The 19,495-nt window shown below is 40.6% G+C and carries 15 protein-coding genes; 7 read left to right on the plus strand and 8 right to left on the minus strand.

Features of this window, described 5'->3' with window-relative positions; translation table 11 throughout:
• Positions 1-32: 32 nt before the first annotated feature.
• Both ALFOR1_RS16940 and dgt read right to left on the minus strand, forming a co-directional pair.
• Positions 33-1,781 carry a cell surface protein gene (locus ALFOR1_RS16940; RefSeq protein WP_104643770.1) on the minus strand — a complete coding sequence of 583 codons (1,749 nt, stop codon included), beginning with the start codon at positions 1,779-1,781 and terminating at the stop codon, positions 33-35.
• A gap of 73 nt (positions 1,782-1,854) precedes the next feature.
• Complete coding sequence (gene dgt, locus ALFOR1_RS16945) at positions 1,855-3,321, minus strand: dGTPase (RefSeq protein WP_104643771.1); 1,467 nt, start codon at positions 3,319-3,321, stop codon at positions 1,855-1,857.
• A gap of 191 nt (positions 3,322-3,512) precedes the next feature.
• Here dgt and ALFOR1_RS16950 point away from each other — a divergent pair, with 191 nt between their 5' ends.
• A complete protein-coding gene (locus ALFOR1_RS16950) occupies positions 3,513-4,736 on the plus strand; it encodes an alkaline phosphatase family protein (RefSeq protein WP_104643772.1) in 1,224 nt (407 codons plus the stop codon).
• Between the two features lie 193 nt (positions 4,737-4,929).
• Here the strand turns inward: ALFOR1_RS16950 and ALFOR1_RS16955 are convergent, their stop codons facing one another.
• Both ALFOR1_RS16955 and ALFOR1_RS16960 read right to left on the minus strand, forming a co-directional pair.
• The gene (locus tag ALFOR1_RS16955) at positions 4,930-5,673 is read right to left on the minus strand and encodes a zinc-dependent metalloprotease family protein (RefSeq protein ID WP_058550476.1); all 744 of its coding nucleotides are present in this window, start codon (positions 5,671-5,673) and stop codon (positions 4,930-4,932) included.
• A 29-nt stretch (positions 5,674-5,702) separates the two neighbouring features.
• Positions 5,703-6,416 carry a hypothetical protein gene (locus tag ALFOR1_RS16960; protein WP_058550477.1) on the minus strand — a complete coding sequence of 238 codons (714 nt, stop codon included), beginning with the start codon at positions 6,414-6,416 and terminating at the stop codon, positions 5,703-5,705.
• A gap of 377 nt (positions 6,417-6,793) precedes the next feature.
• Here ALFOR1_RS16960 and ALFOR1_RS16965 point away from each other — a divergent pair, with 377 nt between their 5' ends.
• Positions 6,794-7,951: a benzoate/H(+) symporter BenE family transporter gene (locus ALFOR1_RS16965; protein WP_104644167.1), complete on the plus strand. Its 1,158-nt coding sequence runs from the start codon at positions 6,794-6,796 to the stop codon at positions 7,949-7,951.
• Positions 7,952-8,396: 445 nt separating this feature from the next.
• Here the strand turns inward: ALFOR1_RS16965 and hemH are convergent, their stop codons facing one another.
• Positions 8,397-9,416 carry a ferrochelatase gene (hemH, locus tag ALFOR1_RS16970; protein WP_104643773.1) on the minus strand — a complete coding sequence of 340 codons (1,020 nt, stop codon included), beginning with the start codon at positions 9,414-9,416 and terminating at the stop codon, positions 8,397-8,399.
• A gap of 101 nt (positions 9,417-9,517) precedes the next feature.
• Positions 9,518-10,846 (minus strand): HD domain-containing phosphohydrolase, encoded by a 1,329-nt coding sequence (locus ALFOR1_RS16975; RefSeq protein WP_104643774.1) that lies wholly within the window; start codon positions 10,844-10,846, stop codon positions 9,518-9,520.
• A gap of 199 nt (positions 10,847-11,045) precedes the next feature.
• On the opposite strand from ALFOR1_RS16975, the gene ALFOR1_RS16980 reads away from it, so the two are divergent.
• The 3 genes from ALFOR1_RS16980 to arfA all read left to right on the plus strand — a co-directional run bounded on the left by ALFOR1_RS16980 (position 11,046) and on the right by arfA (position 15,216).
• Positions 11,046-12,008: a sensor histidine kinase gene (locus ALFOR1_RS16980; protein ID WP_058550480.1), complete on the plus strand. Its 963-nt coding sequence runs from the start codon at positions 11,046-11,048 to the stop codon at positions 12,006-12,008.
• Between the two features lie 245 nt (positions 12,009-12,253).
• A complete protein-coding gene (locus tag ALFOR1_RS16985) occupies positions 12,254-14,794 on the plus strand; it encodes a TonB-dependent receptor plug domain-containing protein (RefSeq protein WP_104643775.1) in 2,541 nt (846 codons plus the stop codon).
• A gap of 221 nt (positions 14,795-15,015) precedes the next feature.
• A complete protein-coding gene (gene arfA / locus ALFOR1_RS16990; RefSeq protein WP_104643776.1) occupies positions 15,016-15,216 on the plus strand; it encodes a ribosome alternative rescue factor ArfA in 201 nt (66 codons plus the stop codon).
• A gap of 31 nt (positions 15,217-15,247) precedes the next feature.
• Here the strand turns inward: arfA and ALFOR1_RS16995 are convergent, their stop codons facing one another.
• Together ALFOR1_RS16995 and ALFOR1_RS17000 are read right to left on the minus strand one after the other, a co-directional pair.
• Complete coding sequence (locus tag ALFOR1_RS16995; protein WP_104643777.1) at positions 15,248-15,811, minus strand: cytochrome b; 564 nt, start codon at positions 15,809-15,811, stop codon at positions 15,248-15,250.
• Between the two features lie 202 nt (positions 15,812-16,013).
• A complete protein-coding gene (locus ALFOR1_RS17000; protein ID WP_104643778.1) occupies positions 16,014-16,982 on the minus strand; it encodes a helix-turn-helix domain-containing protein in 969 nt (322 codons plus the stop codon).
• Positions 16,983-17,201: 219 nt separating this feature from the next.
• Here ALFOR1_RS17000 and ALFOR1_RS17005 point away from each other — a divergent pair, with 219 nt between their 5' ends.
• Both ALFOR1_RS17005 and eutC read left to right on the plus strand, forming a co-directional pair.
• On the plus strand, positions 17,202-18,605 hold the full coding sequence (locus tag ALFOR1_RS17005) for an ethanolamine ammonia-lyase subunit EutB (protein ID WP_104643779.1): 1,404 nt from the start codon (positions 17,202-17,204) through the stop codon (positions 18,603-18,605).
• Complete coding sequence (gene eutC, locus ALFOR1_RS17010; RefSeq protein WP_104643780.1) at positions 18,605-19,477, plus strand: ethanolamine ammonia-lyase subunit EutC; 873 nt, start codon at positions 18,605-18,607, stop codon at positions 19,475-19,477. Before ALFOR1_RS17005 ends, eutC begins: the two co-directional genes overlap by 1 nt.
• Positions 19,478-19,495: the final 18 nt, after the last annotated feature.

The following is a 19,495-nucleotide window of genomic DNA, read 5'->3' on the forward strand; positions in this document are numbered from 1 at the left end:
ATTTGTAAGCGCAGCAAACCAAAGAGTAAGTACTACTCTTTGGTTTTCATATTTTTAGCGCGTTCTTCTGCGTCTATAAGTGCTTGTGATTTAGGGGTACGTTTTTTCTCTTCTATTTTGGGCTTTTCTGCAGAGTTTGGATCCCAGCTTTCATCAAGTGATAGGTTTGCAAATGGATTGCTGCTATCTGCCTTTTTAGGCTCTGGTGCTGGCTCTGGTTTTGAAGGAGCTTGCTCTTGCTCATCAATTGGTGTCGCAATGTTTTCAGGTTTATTTTCAGGTACAGGTTCAACTTTAACTTCTGCTTTTTTAGGTGCTGGCTTTTTACCTGGAAGTGGTGCGCTTGGGTCAAATGTACGTACTTCTGGCTCTTTAAAGTCGTGCTCGGTGGCGAATGATGTAACCTCATTGTTTGCTGTTTCATTGGGTGTATGTAAGTCAGCAACAGGCTCGCTGGGCGTTATTGGCTCAGGTGTGTTTTGTGTTTGCTCTACTGTATTGCGCTCAGTTTCTGTGTGGGTAGGCTCTGTAATTTGAGCGCCGTGATTACGCTTTCTTTTTACTGGTTTTGCATCAGGATCAAATTCACGTACTTGTGGTTCGCTAAATTCATCGGCGCTTTTTATGCGCTCTAACGTGGTTTTGGCTGCGGCTTCAAACTCGGCGGTATTAGGCTCGGTTTTTTGTTTAGCATCGCTAAAAGTAGCGCTAGGTTCATCAGTTGGCTGAGCGCTTTGAGGCGCGATAGCAACGGGTTGTTCAGTGGTATTAATTGCTTCATTGCTGATTAGTTGCTCATTTGGCTGCTGAGCCACTTCCTGAGTTTCGCTTTTTGTATTTGGTAAATTAGCCTGCTCAGCTTTTACTTCTACAGGTATTGGTTTATTTAGCTCTGTGCTTTGAGTTGAAGGTGCTTTATGTTGTTTTTTAATAGGCGCAGCTGCAGTCGTACTTTCGGTATTTACTTGCTCAGCGGTAGGCTCTGGTTGTTTAGTCTTTTTAGCTGCGCTTTGCTCATTTTTAGCATTTTTAACTAAAGCGTCTGCGCCCATAACTGGCTCGGTTTTTTGTTGCTTAGCGCGGCGTATACGCACTAATACCATTGCGCCAATTAGCACCACAATAACAATAATTAAGGTCGGTAATAACAGCGAGCTTGAGTTTTGGTTTGCCGGTAGTGGTGTAACTATTGGTGCTGGTTTGCTTAGTACTTTTATAGGCGCCGTGTTTTCAGGTGCTGTGTTTACCGGCTCTACTTTTGGTTGTTTAACTGGCGGTACGGCTGGGGGGTGGCTTTCATCTGTATTGTTATTAATTGTGTTTTGCGCTGCGCTTTGCTCATTTTCGGTTTGTGTTTGTGGCTGATCATTAGCTGTATTTACATCAATGGTTATTACATCGTTTGTGTTTAGCTGCTCATTTATTTGCTGCTTTTGCTCGTCTGTTAAATTAAGTGTTTCTTCGTTTATGTTATTAGCAGGTGCGACAATGGGCTCAACAACAGGTGCGGGCTCTACAATTAGAGGCTGAGGCTGAGTAACTATAGGTGTTGGCTCTGGCTCACTTATTTGCGGCTTAGGCTGGGTTTGAACTTGTTTTGGCTTATTACAATTATTTTTGTAGTCGCGCGCGGCTTTTCGGTATTGTCGGCTGGCTTTATTATTGCTGTTTTGCTGCATTTCTTGTTTTATTAAAATGCACATGGCTTCGTTGTAAGCAGCGCTTTGTGCGCTATAAAAAAGGGCAAAACACAGAGTAAGTCTAACTAATTTTATGATCATAAAGTAACAGCGCTTAAATATTAATAGTTTGATTTTAAGCGCAAAATTAAAAATTATCTAGGGGGCGCGCGACTTAGTCGATCACCATCAGGCTGCGGTATTCATCATATGCAAATTGATCGGTCATGCCGCTTATGTAATCTTGAATTAACCTACAGCGATAATAAAACTCGTACGCTGCAAAGTGGTCAGGCTCTTCTTGCATGGCATCTATTGCATGTTGGTAACTGTTTAGGTGTTTTTTAGAGAGCTTTTTAACTAAACGCGACTCTATTAATAAGCGTGAGTCGCCATTAAGTGCTCGCCTAAAATCGTCGCTGGTTAATTGCAGCAAAGGTTTATAACAATCAAGCAGGCCGTTAATTATTCTATAGCCTTGTAGCTCTAGTTTTTCTACCTCTTTATTAGAAAAAACATGCTCAAGCGCTACTTTTTTAAGCGTTTTAGTTACGGCGTGTAAATGGCTTCTGTCTTCTAAAAGGGCTTGGTTAAAGTCGCCATGGTAAATAGGCTCTATGTGCTTAATAAAGCGTTTTGCCGCATGATTCACCAGCGGGTGGAGCAGTGCTACGCGCAGGTATATAAAAAATTCGCTATTAAAGTTATATGGCTGAGCCTGTGCACGATCGAGAGCGTAATCTACCGCTTTATCTACAAAAGACAGATGCTCAGCATCGTCTATGGTTAGGTTTATAAGCGCTTTTTTATATTGGCTTTTAAGTGCTTGGCACAACAGCTCGGTGCTTATTATGTCTTTTTCTACTGCGTCTTCTATGTCGGCTAGGCAATACGAAATATCGTCGGCGGCTTCCATTATGTAACTTGCGGGGTGGCGGCAATACGGCTCAATGGTTAGCTCGTTTTGAAGCGCTTCTACAAACGCTTTTTCGCTGTAGTAGTAACCTACTTTTTTCATTAAGTAGTTTTTGTTTTGCGGTATGTCTTTTACATCAAGCCCTGCTGGGCGAGTGTATTTTAAAATCCCCGCACTTTGACTATAGGTTAAATTAAGTGTTTGCAGCGAATGAATAATGCGTATGCCTTGTGCGTTACCTTCAAAATTACAAATATCGAGCGCGAGGTGTTTAAAAATAACGCCTATGCCGGTGTTTGGCTCTTTGCAGCGCTTTGGTGTAACACTTGCTAAATTATTATTAAACCAGTGGTTTATTGCAGCTTCGCCAAAATGTCCAAACGGTGGGTTGCCTATATCGTGCATTAGGCAGGCCATTTCTACTAAGCTTTCGAGCGGGCGTTCTAGCCCTTTTAAGCCAAACTCGGTTTGTTGCTCAAAGCTTAAATTAGCAAAAATGCGCTGTACTATAAAACGGCCCACTTGTTGAACTTCGAGTGAGTGAGTTAACCGCGAGCGCACTGCTGCGTTTCGCTCTAGCGGAAAAACCTGGGTTTTTTGCTGCAGGCGACGAATAGCTGCACTGTTAATTATGCGACCGCGATCGCTTTCCATCGCCATTTGTAAATTTGCAGTCGTGCGATACATGCGCGCGGGGGTTATTTTTTTACTAAAGTCGATAGTCATCGGAGTCCTTGCTTAGTGGTGACGACTGGCAAAGTAAATGCGCGTTGTCATTCGTTTTTAATACTTACTTGTTAATATATACATCTAGACGAGTTAGGTACAGGTGCTTGTATCATTTAAGGCCCGGCAATTGTATTATAAAGCTATATTTTTCAGTATTTAACGCATTTTAATGTAGGCGAGTATTTGTAATGAAGTATGTATTTTTAAAGGCAATGATGTTGGCTCTTTTAATGTTAACCAGCCAAGCGGCATATGCGGCAAAAGAGCAAACAGTGGTGCTGGTATCAATAGATGGCCTACGTTGGGATTACATAGAAAAACACGGCGCGCCTAATTTAAAAGCAATGGGGGATCGCGGTGTAAGGGCTCAAAAGCTTATTCCGGTTTACCCAACTAAAACGTTTCCTAATCATATTTCTATAATTACGGGTTTACTGCCTGTAAACCATGGCATTGTAGATAATAACTTTTGTGATAAAGCCCGTAAAAACGAGTGTTACAGTATGGGTAAAGGCATGGGCGATAGCACGTGGGTAAGCGGTATTCCACTTTGGAATTTAGCAAAAATGCAGGGGCTAAAATCGGCTACTTATTTTTGGCCAGAGTCGGATGCGCGCTTTAATGGCATGACGCCCGACTATTACTTTCACTACTCTAAATACAGTGAGTACCAAGGCCGTGTAGATCAAATTATACAGTGGTTAAGCTTACCTAAAGCACAGCGTCCACGCTTTGTAGCGAGTTATTTTTCGTTAGTAGATAGCATGGGGCATGAGTTTGGGCCAGACGCACCGCAAACTCGCGATGCGGTAAAGCAATTAGACGATTTAATGGGCCAATTACAAACCCGATTAAGCAAGTTAGAGCAAGACGTTAACTTAGTTATTGTATCCGATCACGGTATGGCGCATGTAGACCCTGAGCAAAGTATTGATATTTCAACACTGCCACAAGACGATAACTTTTTAGTTAAAAACACAGGCCCTCGTTTATTAATTTATACGCAGCCAGATGCTAAAAGTGCAGATATTGAAGGCTACAAAGCACGTTTAAAAAAGGCTGCTAATGGGCGTTATACAGTGTTAAATGACGAGCAGTTAGCTGGGTATCATTATAATAAGGGCACTCGGGTGGGCGATATTGTAGTGCAAACTACAGCGCCGGCGGTATTTACCAATTCAGATAAAGCAATGTATTTAGGTACTCATGGCTATGCCTATACTGATGACATGGCGGCATCACTTGTAGCGGTTGGCCCAGCCTTTAAGCAAGGTGTAAAGCTTGAAAAAGTAAGTAACCTTGATATTTACCCGGTACTTGCAAAAGTAATGGGGCTTAAGCTTTTAGATAAAGTAGATGGTGACGGTAAAACGTTAATGCCTGCTGTAAAACAAAAAATAGTAGTGCATTAATTAGCTGCACACTTTTAGGCTTTTAGTTACTACTTTTTAGTTATTACTATGGTGTAAGTGTACCTATTACCAAATATTGTAAATGTGGACGCAACATTAAATTTTGTTAATGATTTAAAATAAAAAAGAGCGCAAATGCGCCCTAAAGGGAATAACAAACTAAGCAGGCTATATACAGCCTGCTTTAAATCACTTACTTAAAGTTAGCAATACTTGTTTTTGTATCGGTAACAGTACGAATTGCATATGCTTGGTTAGTTACACCAAACGCTAAACCGTTTACTGTCCAATTAGGGTTAGAGAAGTAATCGTATTGTGTTGCGCTACCGTAAACGTGCGGGTAAGCCATTATACTTGCAAATTCGTTTTGAACGCCGTGGCCCATACCATCAACATACACGCCACCCGATGTATCGCCTTGCTTACGTGAATGCGCTAAACCTTGGTTATGACCAAGTTCATGTACAAACGTAGTTGCGCCACAATCAATAGCAGTAATAGAGTACATACGATCGCTCATTGAGCTGTATAAATTACCGTTAGTGCCTTGGCCAACCCAGGCTAAGCCGCACGAAATTAAACCGTTACCAGCACTTTGGCCTGTACCTAGTACAGCAATCATGTCGGCTTTCCAATCTGTGCGTAAACCATCAACGTAACTGCTGTCGGTAACAGCGTCGAGCCACTCCTCAGACGGTGTTACTGCGTAATCGCCTAGGTTTTGTGTGCCTGCTAAGTTAAGTGTAATGTCTACACCATTTTGGCTATAAACTTGGTTGCTAAAAGCAATTAGCTGGTTAATTTTTGTTGTAATGTTACTTGTAGCAGCCGCCGATTGATCAGTATATAAAATACCAATATTAATCGTTTCTGCTTGAGCAACACTTGCTGCACATAACGATGCTGCTATTACGCTTGTTGAGATTACTTTTTTCATTGTTGTATTTCCTTACTTTTGTAGTGGTTTTAATTTGTTAAGTTTTCATCTTTTTTAGGTGCAAATACATCAACTCCTTTTTGTGTATTTGGCGAAAGCGAACTTGTGTCGTGTTCAATATGGCTTTTGTATAAATCACGCTTAGCGGCTATCCAGCCATATTTACCTTTACTTTCAAAAACGTAATTACCATTAGGGGTCGTAAATTGCCCGTATACAGCGTCTTTACCTACGGTTAAAACGGTATTGTGCATGTTCCCATCTATACCTGTTACTTGGCCAAAAATACTTTTATCGCCATTGCTAGCCTCACTCACGCTTGTAATTTCTGCTGTGTAGGTTTCTGCAGATTGCGGAATCGCTAAATCGAAGTTATCACCCATATTTAGTGCTTTTAGTGTTGGTAAATCAAACTCTATATAGGCTTCGTTGTTTAAATCGGTTGGTAGAACTTTGGCATTTTTAAGTATTGCTTTTGCATCATCCGAAAGCTTATTTATGGCATCAAAGTGCTCGGGTATTGAGGTTTTTGCAGGCTCAATATTTTTAACTGTTATTGGATCTTTGCTCATATCAATTGGTTGAGGTGCTTTTTGATTCGTCGCAAATTTAGAGTTCACAGGCACTACGTCAATAGCAATTGGGGCGATAGGTTTTGCTGCTTTTTTGGGAGTATTTAAAAATGAATAAATAGCATATGCCGATAAAGGAATGGCAATAATTAAGGCAACATAACGTTTCATTTGTTTCTCTTATGGGGTTTAAAGTTAACTAGGTGTTATGTTTTATAGTATAAAATAGTTTAGATCAAGTTTATAAATGTAATCATAAAGTGGTAAGAGGTGTCTTTGTAACTCATTGTAAAAAGGATCTTTACCTATTTTAGGACTGCTAAATGTAAATTTATGTATTGGTTTTTTACAATGTTCATGCACCCTGCAGGGCTGTTTTTAGGTACTTGTTTTGTTTTTATAATTACAATTATGAGTATGCTTTTTAAGCGTTAAAAAAAGTTTAACTATGCGTGAAAATTTTTCATTGGCCATAGCGTAATAGCCAATTGCAAAGCACTAACATGCAAAGTATGTTGTTTGCTGTAAAAATGAAGTATGAGGGATTTATGAAGGTATCTGATCAGTTGCTTAACCGAATTACAGCAGGGCTTGTAGCTGTAATTATTGGTTTTTCGAGTTCAATTGCACTGATTTATCAGGTAGTAATTACTTTAGGGGGCACGCCGGAGTTAGTTGCCAGTTGGATTTTAATGCTGGGTTTAGTAATGGGTATAACCTCAATTGGGTTATCGTATTATTACAAAGTGCCGGTTTTAATTGCGTGGTCTACTACAGGGGCTGCACTGCTTATATCTAGTGCGCAGGGATATAATTTAGGTGAGGCAATTGGCGCGTTTATGCTCAGTGCATTGCTGGTTTTTTTGTCGGGTATTACTGGTTGGTTTGAAAAAATAATGAACCGTATACCTAGCGAACTGGCCTGTGCGATGCTGGCAGGCGTACTGGTTACTTTTGGTATTGATGTGTTTAATTTTATGAACGATATGCCGTTAGTAATTGGTTTAATGGTGCTCACGTACTTTATTGGCAAACGTTTTTTTGCACGTTTTGCTATGTTAAGCGTACTTATTGTAGGTGTGATGCTTGCTTGGCAAATGGGGCATATAGATACCAGCGCACTGCAATGGAAAATAAGCGAGTTTGCTTATATTGAACCCGTTTTTGATCTTCAAGCTTGTATTAGTATTGGCTTACCGCTTTATATAGTAACCATGACGTCGCAAAATTTACCTGGTATAGCGGTATTAAAAGCACATAAATATAAAGCGCCAATTTCGGCATCTTTAAACGTTACAGGTTTTGTAAATTTACTAACCGCCCCATTTGGTGCTTATTCAATTAATTTAGCCGCGATAACTGCAGCAATTTGCATGAGTGATGAAGCCGATAAAAACCACGATAAACGTTACTGGGCAAGTATTGCAGCCGGTGTATTTTATATTTTAATGGCGCTGAGTGCCGCTACGCTTGTTGGGCTGGTAGCCAGTTTACCTCAAGCTCTAATTTTAGCTTTAGCGGGTATTGCATTATTTGGCACCATTGCCAATAGTTTACAACAAGCACTTAATGGCAGTGAATATACAGAAGCCGCCATAGTTACGTTTTTAGTTACTGCATCTGATTTAACTATGCTGTCGGTTGGCTCCGCCTTTTGGGGAATAATTGCAGGTGTTTGCACGGTAATGATCACCCGAAAAGATTAGATGATTTAGTTTTTGTGCTATGTATTTCTTGGGCGTATTTATTCTTTGAAATAGTTTGAGTAGCTTGTATTCATGTTATGAAAAATTACGAGCTGCGCTCGTCACGCTAGCAAGCTACGTGCCCAAAAGCATGAGCTAATCGTGTAGCAGCGAGTTTAACTCGTGCTTGTATTACATTCTATCGCGGCATAAATACTCTGCTACTCATGAATTACACCACAGAGGACACAGAGGCGCTTCGCGCTACACAGAGAAAATACAGGTATAGGTTCATGGCTTCTCCTGTTCTTCTCCTTCACTTCTCTGTGGTTCATTTGTCCTGTAGACGTGGAGTTTGATCGCGCAAAATATTAGCTATGATATTTAATAAATGTTTATCTTTAAAATTAAAAAGCGGTGTTAAATGTAACACCGCTTTTTTTGCGAACTATGTATTATTCATGCTTTAGAGCATAGGTTTGATCACATCAAATATGGCATCAATATGATCGTCTCTGTCGTTTAAAGCGGCTATGTAGCGGTATTTTTCGCCGCCGGCATTTTCGAATATTTCACGGTTTTCTTCTTCTAGCTCTTCAAGCGTTTCTAGGCAGTCGGCACTAAAAGCTGGGCTTATAATAGCTACATCGGTGATGTTTTCATCTGGTAAGGCTGCAAGAGTTGCATCTGTGTAGGGTTTTAACCATTCAGCTTTACCAAAGCGACTTTGAAAAGTACTTATAACTTTGTCTTTATCTAGGCCTAGCTTTTCAACAACTAAACGTGTGGTTTGCAGACATAGGCAGTGATAAGGGTCACCTCTGTCTAAAAACAGTTTAGGCATGCCGTGATACGAAAAAACCAGTTTTTGTGGCATACCGTTTTTTTCTAAATCTTCACTTATACTATTAGCAAGCGACTCTATATAACGGGTATTTTTGTGATAACCATTTACAAAGTGCAGCTCTGGCACCCAGCGCCATTTGCGCAGTACATTAGAGACCGCGTCAAATGTTGAACCCGTCGTTGGGCTTGAATACTGAGGATACATTGGCAAAATAATAATACGCGTTAAGCCTTTATCGCGTAGCGCTTCAAGACCTGCCTCTATAGAAGGATTACCGTAGCGCATAGCCATAACAACTTCGGTGTTTGCATAACCTTGCTCTTTTAATAAGGTGTTTAATTTAAGACTTTGCTGGCGAGTTATGTGAGTAAGCGGCGAGCCGTTTTCGGTCCATATGCTTTCGTATAATTTTGCAGAACGTTTAGGGCGTACGCGCAAAATTATGCCATGTAAAATTACCATCCATACTAGGCGAGGAATTTCTACAATACGAGGGTCAGATAAAAACTCACGTAAATATGTACGTAGTGCTGCGGGCGTTGGCGCATCGGGGCTGCCTAAGTTAGTAAGTAACATCCCCGTTTTTTGATTAAAACGCCCGTCGTGGGGATTGTCAGTAACAGCAGAAAATCGCGACACGGTGTGCTCCTTCAAGCAAAGTTAGTTAAATAAGCAAAATTTTAGGTTATGCAAGGTAGATTTAGCCACATTGTAACGAAAAAAACTGCGGTTTAGATCAATCATTTAGCGCTTTTAACCATTATTCTAAATGGTGCTGGTTTTTTAGCTTCAAGCTGTTGTAATTTTTCGATTGATTTTGGGCTAAATACATGTCCTTTAGGTAGTAACATTATGCCAGTGTGGTTATGCAGTGCATGGCTTAGCACCATGTTCTCTTTAAGCTCACTTGCTTTACAAATTTGTATAGTACCAGCGCTACTTAATTTTTCGTTTAATTTTGCGTGGCTAGCTTCAAGCGCGCGTACAATTTTTGGGTGATAAAATGAGCCACTGTAAAGTTTTACGCTTTCAAGAGCGTGTTCGTGGCGCTGTTTATCGTCAGTTATATTGCATTGCTCAAACGCATCCCAATAATCGCGCGCCACACCTAATACCATAGCACCTATTGGAATATCGTTTCCGGCAAGGCCTTTAGGTAACCCATTTCCATTATAACGCTCAAACTGATGGTAAATAGCATCCGATACATCGTGTAAATGTATGGCAGGCATAAGCATTAGCTGTGCTGTACTTGGGTGAGTGTAAAATGTTTTACGTTGTTGCTCAGTTAAAGAGTTTACTGGTTTTTTATAGAGCTCGGGGTCCATTGCGAGTAAGCCTATTTGCGCTAAGTAACCTGCCATAGGGGCAAGGTCGATACTTTTTTGCGATAGGTTTAAATAAAGCGCTATTTGCGTGCAGGTATTGGCAATATTTTGTGCTTTATTTCCATCTAAGTATGGGTTTGCATTAATAAAATTATAAAGTAGCTCTACGGTTGCTTTGTGCTCGTGTTTTTCTCGCTCGTTAGCCGACTCTAGTTGTTTTAGCACTTTTTTAATTTGTAGCGTTCGCTTTTCTACGCTTTGCTCTAATGTGTTATTTAGCTCTAGTAACTCTTGGTTTTGTGCTTTAACTTGCTGCTCTAGCTTTTTATTTTGTTTTTTTAATGCAAACTTTTCAAGGCTGTCTTTAATACTACGAAGCAGTAAGTCGTTTTGCCATGGCTTTTGAATATACCCATTTATTTGCCCTTGGTTTACTGCTGCAAGCGTGGTTTCAATGTCAGCATAGCCAGTTAAAAGTATACGCTGGGTGTCGGGGGCAATAGCGCGTGCTTTTTCTAAAAACTCAGCGCCGTTCATTCCAGGCATTCGCATATCACTAATAATTAAGCCAAACTCGTGATTTTTAAAAAGCGTTAGTGCGCTTTGTGGGTTGTCACACACTATTACTGAAAGCTCATTCACTTTAAGTAAACGTGTTAACGAACGCAGTACAATTTCGTCATCGTCTATGCAAAGTACATCAACTTGATTAATAGGTGTGCTGGATGTTGTTTGTGTCATGGTTCACCTTGAAATTACTACTGCTTAAATAATAGCTTAAAACTGCTACGGCGTATTTATCGTTAAAGCAATTTACTATTTTGTTCAAAATATACACTAAAGTAATGGGCTATTACCTATAAATAATTGAGGCTAGTTGCAAATTTGTATGTTGACGACTAAACGTTAGGTATTAACGCTATATATATGGACTAAAGGAATGAAAGGATCAGGTCGCGATTTTGAGCAGGCTTTTTTAAACGAGCAAAAACTTCGCTTAGCGGCAGAGCAACTACTTAAAGATAAAAGCGATGTTTTAGTTGCAATAAATAATGAGTTGCAAAAAAAGGTGGCCGATTTAGAGCACCAGCAAGCATTGTTTGTACAAACAGAAAAAATGGCTACGCTTGGCACCCTTAGTGCTGGCATTGCTCATGAAATAAATAATCCGCTAGCATATGTTATGAGCAATATAGAAAGTATTCAGCATGCAACCCCTTTACTCGTCACTCTTTTGAAGCTTAATGAGCAATATCTTAATAACGAAATTAAAGAAACTCACTTTAAGCACGAGCTCGATATACTCAATTTACAATATCCTTATGCATGGCTGTATAACAATTTACCTGGGCAAGTAAACGACAGCGTTGAGGGCCTGAAGCGCATTAAACAAATAGTACATAATTTATTAGACTTTGCTCACCCAAGCACACAACAAGACAAACAGTTAACAGATATAACTGTGGCTGCAAAAAATGCTTTAAAATTGCTCAGCAGTAAACTTAAGTTATGTGAAATTAAAACACGTTTTGAGCCTTTACCACTTATTTGGTGTAATTTATCGTCAATTAATCAAATTTTTGTCAATTTACTAATGAACGCGTGGCATGCTTGCGAATACGATTTAGAAAAAGGCTGCATAATTGAAGTTAATCTTTTTGAAATAGAGGAAAATATTTGTATTGAAATAAAAGATAACGGTTGCGGCATGACTGAGCACACAATAGAGCATATTTTTGACCCTTTTTACACAACCAAAGAGGTGGGTAGAGGGACTGGCATGGGAATGACACTTGTATATGCTATGGTGCGCGATCATGGTGGAAAAATAGAAATTAACAGCATATTAGAGACAGGTTCGACCATTCATTGTCTATTCCCTTTAAAAACACCAATCAACTAATAAAACTACATTGTAAATAATTCGTTAACAATTCTATTTATTGAAATATAATGCCTTATTAGGGTGTATATTAATCAATTAAACGTGGTTTTATCCCATCTTTAAGGTTATTTGCATACTTACACCAAAAAATTAGATTTTTTCATTTCTTTTTGTTTGCATATGTTGCTAGGATGTTTGCAACAAGCGGCACATAACACCGCTTTAACAAATTAAACAGAACACACAAAAACAGGGTCGTCACCATGTCAACATACCGTTTAAACACATTAGCTGCAGCCGTTGCGTTTGCTTTTAGCGCACCGAGCATTGTAAACGCACAAGAAGCGCCTGTTCAGGCACAGCAAAACATAGAACAAATATCTGTATTAGGATCGCGCGTTTCTAACCGTACCTCAACTGAGTCTTCGTCACCTATAGATTTAATAGACGCAGATGATTTAAATAAAGGTGGGTTTACAGAGTTAGGGCAAAGCCTGCAAGCAACAGCGCCTTCGTTTAACTTTTCGCGTACACAGGTATCTGATGGCTCTGATTTATTTAGACCTGCAACGCTTCGTGGTTTACAGCCTGATCAAACGTTAGTTTTGGTTAACGGTAAGCGCCGCCATAATCAATCAATTTTTGGCCTTAACGGTACTGTAGGTGCGGGCGCTGCCGGCACCGATATGAACGCTATTCCGCTTACTGCACTTAAAGGTGTAGAGGTATTACGTGATGGCGCAGCAGCGCAGTACGGTTCAGATGCAATTGCGGGCGTAATTAACTTATCACTTAATAATTCAACGGGTGTAACCACTGGTTACGTTCAGTACGGTGGCACCAGTGAAGGTGACGGCGATACGCTTTCTGCAGGTTTAAATCGTGGTTTTGACTTAGGCAACGAAGGCGGCTTTATTAACTTATCGCTTGAATACCGCGATGCCGATGGTACAAACAGAGCTGAGCGCGATACGGGCGGCTCGTTAAATGTTGAACCCGGTACGCTTAGTGAAGATGTACGTTGGAGCCAAGGTAATTCTGAAAGTGAATTTACCTCGTTGTTTTACAATATGGCATTGCCTATGGGCGACGGCGAGCTTTACTCGTTTGGTGGTTACTCTGAGCGAACTGCACTAGGTAATGGCTTTTACCGCAACTTTAACGAAGCCTCTAAAAACGTAACTCAAGTGTACAGTGATGGTTTTTTACCTCGTATTTATAACGAAGCTGAAGATATTTCAGTAGCGGTTGGTTTTAGAGGCGATATAAACCCAGATTGGAATTACGATGTATCGGCAGTGTATGGTGAAAACCAATACGACTTTACCTCACGTAATACTATAAATGCCTCTTATGCGGCGGAGTACGTATTTAACAACCCAGATGCAAGCGATGCCGATATAGCAGCAAATGCAGGCCCAAGCGGCGGTTACTCTGGTGGCTTTAGGTTTGATCAAACTACGGTTAATTTAGATGTAAACGGTATTGTAGATATTGGCCGCAATGAACCTTTATATGTAACTATTGGTGCAGAATACCGTAAAGAAAACTACGAAATAGTACCTGGCGATGAAGCATCTTACGCATGTGGCTTGGCAAATACGGATGCTTCGTATCCATCAGTAAACGATTCTGATCAGTTTGCAGAGTGTGGTTTTCAGGCGTATAACGGCCTGCGCCCAGAGGCAACTAATGAAAGCGATCGCAACAGTTACGCGTTTTATGTAGACGTAGAAACTATGATCACTGACGCATGGAACGTAAGTGGTGCGCTGCGCTACGAGGACTTTTCGGATGCGGGTGATGATTTAATTGGTAAGTTAGCCACACGTTATGAATTTAACGATGACTTTGCTGTGCGTGGTGCGGTATCTACTGGCTTTAGAGCACCTTCGCTTCAACAAAGTGGTTATACAGCATTTACGACTAACCTAGGTTCTGACGGAACACTTACGCAGTCGTTCACTGCAAATACGGGGACTGCTTTTCCAAGTGCGTTAGGTGTAGATAGCCTAGAGCTTGAGACATCAACTAACTACAGCGCAGGTTTTGTTTACGATGTAACAAGTGAGCTTTCGTTAACGGTTGATTTTTACCGCGTAGAAATTAAAGACCGTATTACCCTTGGTAGTTTACTTTCTGCGGATGATGTTGCCTTTAGTGATGAAGCCGTAGCTGCTTTACAAGCAACAGGCGCCGTGCAAGCTAACTACTTTTCAAACTCTGTAGACTCAACTACGCAAGGTGTTGATATTATTGCATCTTACCGTACAGAGGTTGAAGGCGGAAACTTTGGTGTAACCTTTGCTGGCAACTTAAACGACACTAAAATTGATAACGTGAACGCAGAAGAAGGTATTCCTGAGTCGGTTGCGTTTGATGATTTACAACGTAGCTTTTTTACTGATGGGCAGCCAAGTGAACGTGCCACACTAACGTTTGATTACGAGCGTGATGTTTACACATCAACACTTCGTTTTAACTACTTTGGCGAAACAGACGTTAAGTACTTTGGTAACGACCATATCTCTTTACCAGGAGAGCTTTCGCCGACTGGTTCGTTTAAACCAACAAGCACGGTTGAATCAGCAGTATTAGTGGATTTAAACGTTAGCTACCAAATTAACGAAATATTTAATTTATCAGTGGGCGCCGACAACGTATTTGATGAAACCCCAGATGAATTAGGTGACGACGAAGTACTTAATTTTATCACCAATGGTGCGTTTAAATACCCTGTACGTGCATTGCCTTATGGCTTTGACGGGCGTACTTACTATGCAAAAGTAAGCTTTGAATTTTAATTAAAGCTAAAAACTATTTAACCTGAACTCTGGCTAGAGATAGATTTATTATCCAGGGTTTAGGTTGTTTATTAAGCGCAGTTATTTACTGCGCTTTTTTTATGCATATTTATTATGACAAAATAGCGTTATGCAATGATAAAAATACTTGCAAGGTTGAAAATTAGGCATACAATCGCCACTTCTTAAAATAGAAACTCATAGTCAAAATAGGAAATAAAATGGCTAAAAAATCGAAAAACAAATCGGTAAATAAAAGCGCGGTAGACACCGGCCGAGGTGTTATTAATCATAATGCGCTTGCGGCTTTAGTAACCTCTAAAGTGTTTAAACCACAAGTGGTAAAAGCTAAAAAAGGTAAAGGTTCGTTTAAACGCAGCAGTAAGCATGTAGGACGAGAGTCTTATTTAATCGCGGCTTAAATAGCACCGATCAAATAAGACTTTTAACTGCCTACTTTTTGCCAAGCATGCGGGTAAGCGTGTTGTCTTTATCTATAACGTGATGTTTTATAGCGCCCACTATATGTAAGCCTAGCGCAACTAATAGCGCATTAGCTGTTAAGCCGTGAACGGTTTTACCTAAATTTGACCAGCTTTCGCTAAATGGCATGTTTCTTTGCGGGTTTTCTGGGTTAGGATTATGCGGAATAATTTCTAGCCCAAACAAGTCTACGCCATGCCCACCCATACCTGAGGTTATTAATCCTGAAATTGGCATTAATAACATGCTAATTATCAATACGTAGTGAATAACTTTAGCGAGTATCATTTCATACTCTGGATGAGTATTAGTGTGTTTTGGCCAGCCATTTATAATGCGCCACGTTACCCTTAATAAAGCAAAAGCAAAGAGTAATACTCCAAATGATTTATGCCAGCTCATAAGAAAAAACGCTTCAAAGTTTTCCATGTACAGCCCTGAGCCTAATAACCCAATAATAAGTACCGCTACAATCCAATGTAGGCTGATTGTGGTTTTGCTCAGCGTGAGAGGTGTATCTTTTATAAGTTTCATACAGTCTATTCCTAACTTTAATACTTAAAAATTTTTAATATGTAGTTATACAATTGAACAAACTACATCAATGCAGTTAGCTTAATTTATAGAGGGTTAAAGTAGGGTTAACGAAAATTATTTTTTAAATTTAAAAGGATAAACCCGCAACGTGAAGTGAAAGTTGTAGGCGCGAAGCTTGCTCGCGCGCGATGCGCAGCATCTAAAAATCTAGGCCGCTTTCTTTTAAATTATTTGCTATGGTTTGTGATGGGTTTTCGCCAAATAACTGAGTGTAGTCTTTAGTAAATTGCCCGGCATGCCAAAATCCCCAATTGGCTGCTATGACTGAAATAGGCTTGGATTGACCAACCAATTTAAGCTCGCGCCTTACATTATTAAGGCGGGTTAAACGCAAAAACCTAAGCGGATTAATTCCTAATATACTTTCGAAACTGTACTGCAAAGTACGTCTACTAACAAAAGTAAGCTCGCAAAGCTCAGTTATAGTAATTGTTTTTTGTGGGTTGGCTGCTACGTACTCTTTTACTTTATCGACCACTGCTTTACGGTGTTTGTAACTTGGGGCTATGTTTTGCTGGGGGTTATCGGCTTGCAATAAGTGTAGTGCTAGCATACTTAGCATATCTTGCTGAGACTCTGGTTTAAGCCCAAAGCCTTTACTTACAACCATACTGTTAATAATTTGCTTTGCAGTTTGCAGCGATGAGTCACTTACCGACAAACGAGCAGATTGTGCAGATGATAGGTTTTTTATTGTTACGCCTTGTAACTGTGCCATGTACTCAATTGAATGCCAATCAATAACCAAACCGTAAATATCAAATTGTTCAGGCGTAATTAGCTCAAAGTCGCTGTTACTTGTACGGCACATAAATTGATTACTCGCTACATCAAGGCCATTAATTTTACTTTGTTGTGATTGGCTCGGTATTCCAAGCCAAATAGAGTTAGGCGCTATGCTGCATTGTTGGCGAAGTGAGCGCTCGGTGTATTCTTTAAAAGCATGAATATCGCTGTAGTTAACACCTTCTATACAGCCAAAAAAGCTGCCATCGCTTACTTGGTCGTACTTTTGTTGCCACTGAGTGAGGTTATGCGCTTGCTCGTCAATATCGTGCGTGTATACCTTGCTCTTTTGTGGTGCGTTGTTGCTGCCTTGCTGCGCCATATAGGTGATGCTCTTTTAAAGTAAACATATTTTTATTTTAAGTTAGTGCCAAATAAAGGCAGCAACTTACTGAAATAAAATAATAAAACGTGATTTGCCAAAATTCGATAGTCACTTGGTACAAATTAAGCTCCCTTGTGACAATTAAAAATTGATTTATAGCTTATATAAGGCAAGACCTATACCAAGGTTTGTAATATTAGTTATGCGGAGTAAATCATGGGGCATGCGTACAGTTATACGTTAGGAACACATACTTATCAATTCAAGAGTTTAGCGCAGTTAATGGCTAAAGCTACGCCTCAGCGCTCGGGTGATAGGTTAGCGGGAGTTATTGCACAATCGGCGCAAGAACGTGCCGTAGCACAAATGACCTTGGCCGAAGTACCGCTTAAAACATTTTTAAACGATGTACTTATTCCCTACGAACAAGACGAAATTACACGCTTAATAATTGATGAGCACGATGCAAACGCATTTTCGCTTATATCGCACTTAACCGTGGGAGATTTTAGAAACTGGCTATTAAGTGATTATGCCACCCCTGCGGTTCTTGCAAGTGTAAGGCAAGCTATTACACCAGAAATGGCCGCTGCGGTGAGTAAAATAATGCGTAATCAGGATCTTATTTTAGTTGCTAAAAAATGCCACGTAAAAAGCGCATTTAGAAATACCATAGGTTTGCCAGGGCATTTATCTACGCGTTTGCAACCAAACCACCCAACTGATGACATAAATGGTATAGCCGCATGTATGCTCGATGGGCTTTTATACGGCAATGGCGATGCGGTAATTGGCATTAATCCCGCAACCGATAACGTAGCGCAAGCCATTAAGCTTATGACGCTGATGGATGATGTTATTCAAAAATACGAAATTCCGACACAAAGCTGCGTGCTTACCCATGTAACTAACACCATAGAGTGCATAGAAGCAGGCGCGCCGGTTGATTTAGTTTTTCAGTCTATAGGCGGTACAGAGGCTACAAATTCAAGCTTTGGTTTTAATTTAAATACGTTAGCAGAGGCGCAAGATGCTGCGCTTAGCTTAAAGCGAGGCACGGTTGGCAATAATGTAATGTATTTTGAAACCGGGCAAGGCAGCTCGCTTTCGGCAAATGCACACCATGGGCTTGATCAACAAACTTGTGAGGCGCGTGCTTATGCTTTGGCGCGTAAGTTTAACCCTTTATTAGTTAATACCGTTGTAGGGTTTATTGGCCCTGAGTACTTATTTGATGGCAAAGAAATTACCCGCGCAGGCCTTGAAGATCACTTTTGCGCCAAGCTTTTGGGCATACCTATGGGGTGCGATGTGTGTTACACCAACCACGCCGAAGCCGACCAAAACGATATGGATAACTTACTTACGTTACTAGGTGTGGCGGGTTGCTCGTTTGTTATGGGAATTCCAGGTTCGGACGACATAATGCTTAACTACCAAACGACCTCATTTCATGATGCGCTCTATGTGCGCCGAGTTTTAGGCTCTCGCCCAGCTCCCGAGTTTGAAGCATGGCTAAGTAAGATGAAAATTATGGAAAATACCGCCGAGTCTATTTTATCAAGTACCTTACCAAGCGCATTTGCTAAGCCTTTAAAAGCTGTGCAAGGGGGGATGTGATGAAAGCTGTTGAGCCTATAAAAACAAGCCATCATATAAATAACGGTAAAGTGGTTGAAAACCCATGGAGCGATTTACGCCGCTTTACCGATGCCCGAATAGGCCTTGGCCGAGCGGGTATAAGTTTACCTACAGCTGAAATGCTAGCGTTTCAGTTATCGCATGCTCAGGCGCGCGATGCGGTTAACTTTCCGTTAGATATTAACGAAATGACAAAAACACTCAGTGCTATTGATGCGCTTAGCGGTGCAGATAAACCTTTGAGAGTGCAAAGCGAAGCTGTGGACCGTGTTACTTATTTACAACGCCCCGATTTAGGCCGAAAGCTAAACCAAGCAGGGCGTACAACGCTTTTAAACACCATGCAAAGTAGGCAAAGCAGTACTCAGGCGCAGTACGATTTAGCCATTGTAGTGGTCGACGGGCTTTCGTCTTTAGCGGTACAAAAAAATGCTGCGCCGTTTATTAGCGAGCTGCTTAGCCAATTACATAGCAATTCAATGCCTTATAAATTAGCGCCTATAACGCTTGTAGAGCAAGGTCGCGTAGCGATTGGTGATGATATTGGCGAGCTGTTAAACGCACAAGTTGTAATGGTACTCATTGGTGAGCGCCCCGGGCTTAGTTCGCCCGACAGCCTAGGCCTTTATTTAACGTGGGAGCCAAAAACGGGGCTTAACGATGCGTGTCGTAATTGTATTTCTAATATTCGCCCTGCAGGGCTTAGTTACTCTGAAGCCGCTCGAAGAGCTGTGTATTTGCTGCAAGAGGCTAAAAAGCTCGGGCTTACAGGGGTTAATTTAAAAGACAGAACACAAGACGATGTAATTGAGCACCAGGTTCAAACAACTAATTTTTTAATTGCACAATAAAACTATAAAAAGAGGTCA

This window comes from Pseudoalteromonas carrageenovora IAM 12662, assembly GCF_900239935.1.
GTDB classification, from domain to species: Bacteria; Pseudomonadota; Gammaproteobacteria; order Enterobacterales; family Alteromonadaceae; genus Pseudoalteromonas; species Pseudoalteromonas carrageenovora.

Coding starts and splice junctions, on each gene's coding strand:
- ALFOR1_RS17005 (WP_104643779.1), top strand. CDS start 17,202: ATGGGGCATGCGTACAGTTATACGTTAGGAACACATACTTATCAATTC.
- ALFOR1_RS16995 (WP_104643777.1), bottom strand. CDS start 15,811: ATGAAACTTATAAAAGATACACCTCTCACGCTGAGCAAAACCACAATC.
- ALFOR1_RS16950 (WP_104643772.1), top strand. CDS start 3,513: ATGAAGTATGTATTTTTAAAGGCAATGATGTTGGCTCTTTTAATGTTA.
- dgt (WP_104643771.1), bottom strand. CDS start 3,321: ATGACTATCGACTTTAGTAAAAAAATAACCCCCGCGCGCATGTATCGC.
- ALFOR1_RS16985 (WP_104643775.1), top strand. CDS start 12,254: ATGTCAACATACCGTTTAAACACATTAGCTGCAGCCGTTGCGTTTGCT.
- ALFOR1_RS16975 (WP_104643774.1), bottom strand. CDS start 10,846: ATGACACAAACAACATCCAGCACACCTATTAATCAAGTTGATGTACTT.
- ALFOR1_RS16960 (WP_058550477.1), bottom strand. CDS start 6,416: ATGAAACGTTATGTTGCCTTAATTATTGCCATTCCTTTATCGGCATAT.
- eutC (WP_104643780.1), top strand. CDS start 18,605: ATGAAAGCTGTTGAGCCTATAAAAACAAGCCATCATATAAATAACGGT.
- ALFOR1_RS16940 (WP_104643770.1), bottom strand. CDS start 1,781: ATGATCATAAAATTAGTTAGACTTACTCTGTGTTTTGCCCTTTTTTAT.
- ALFOR1_RS16955 (WP_058550476.1), bottom strand. CDS start 5,673: ATGAAAAAAGTAATCTCAACAAGCGTAATAGCAGCATCGTTATGTGCA.
- arfA (WP_104643776.1), top strand. CDS start 15,016: ATGGCTAAAAAATCGAAAAACAAATCGGTAAATAAAAGCGCGGTAGAC.
- ALFOR1_RS16965 (WP_104644167.1), top strand. CDS start 6,794: ATGAAGGTATCTGATCAGTTGCTTAACCGAATTACAGCAGGGCTTGTA.
- ALFOR1_RS16980 (WP_058550480.1), top strand. CDS start 11,046: ATGAAAGGATCAGGTCGCGATTTTGAGCAGGCTTTTTTAAACGAGCAA.
- ALFOR1_RS17000 (WP_104643778.1), bottom strand. CDS start 16,982: ATGGCGCAGCAAGGCAGCAACAACGCACCACAAAAGAGCAAGGTATAC.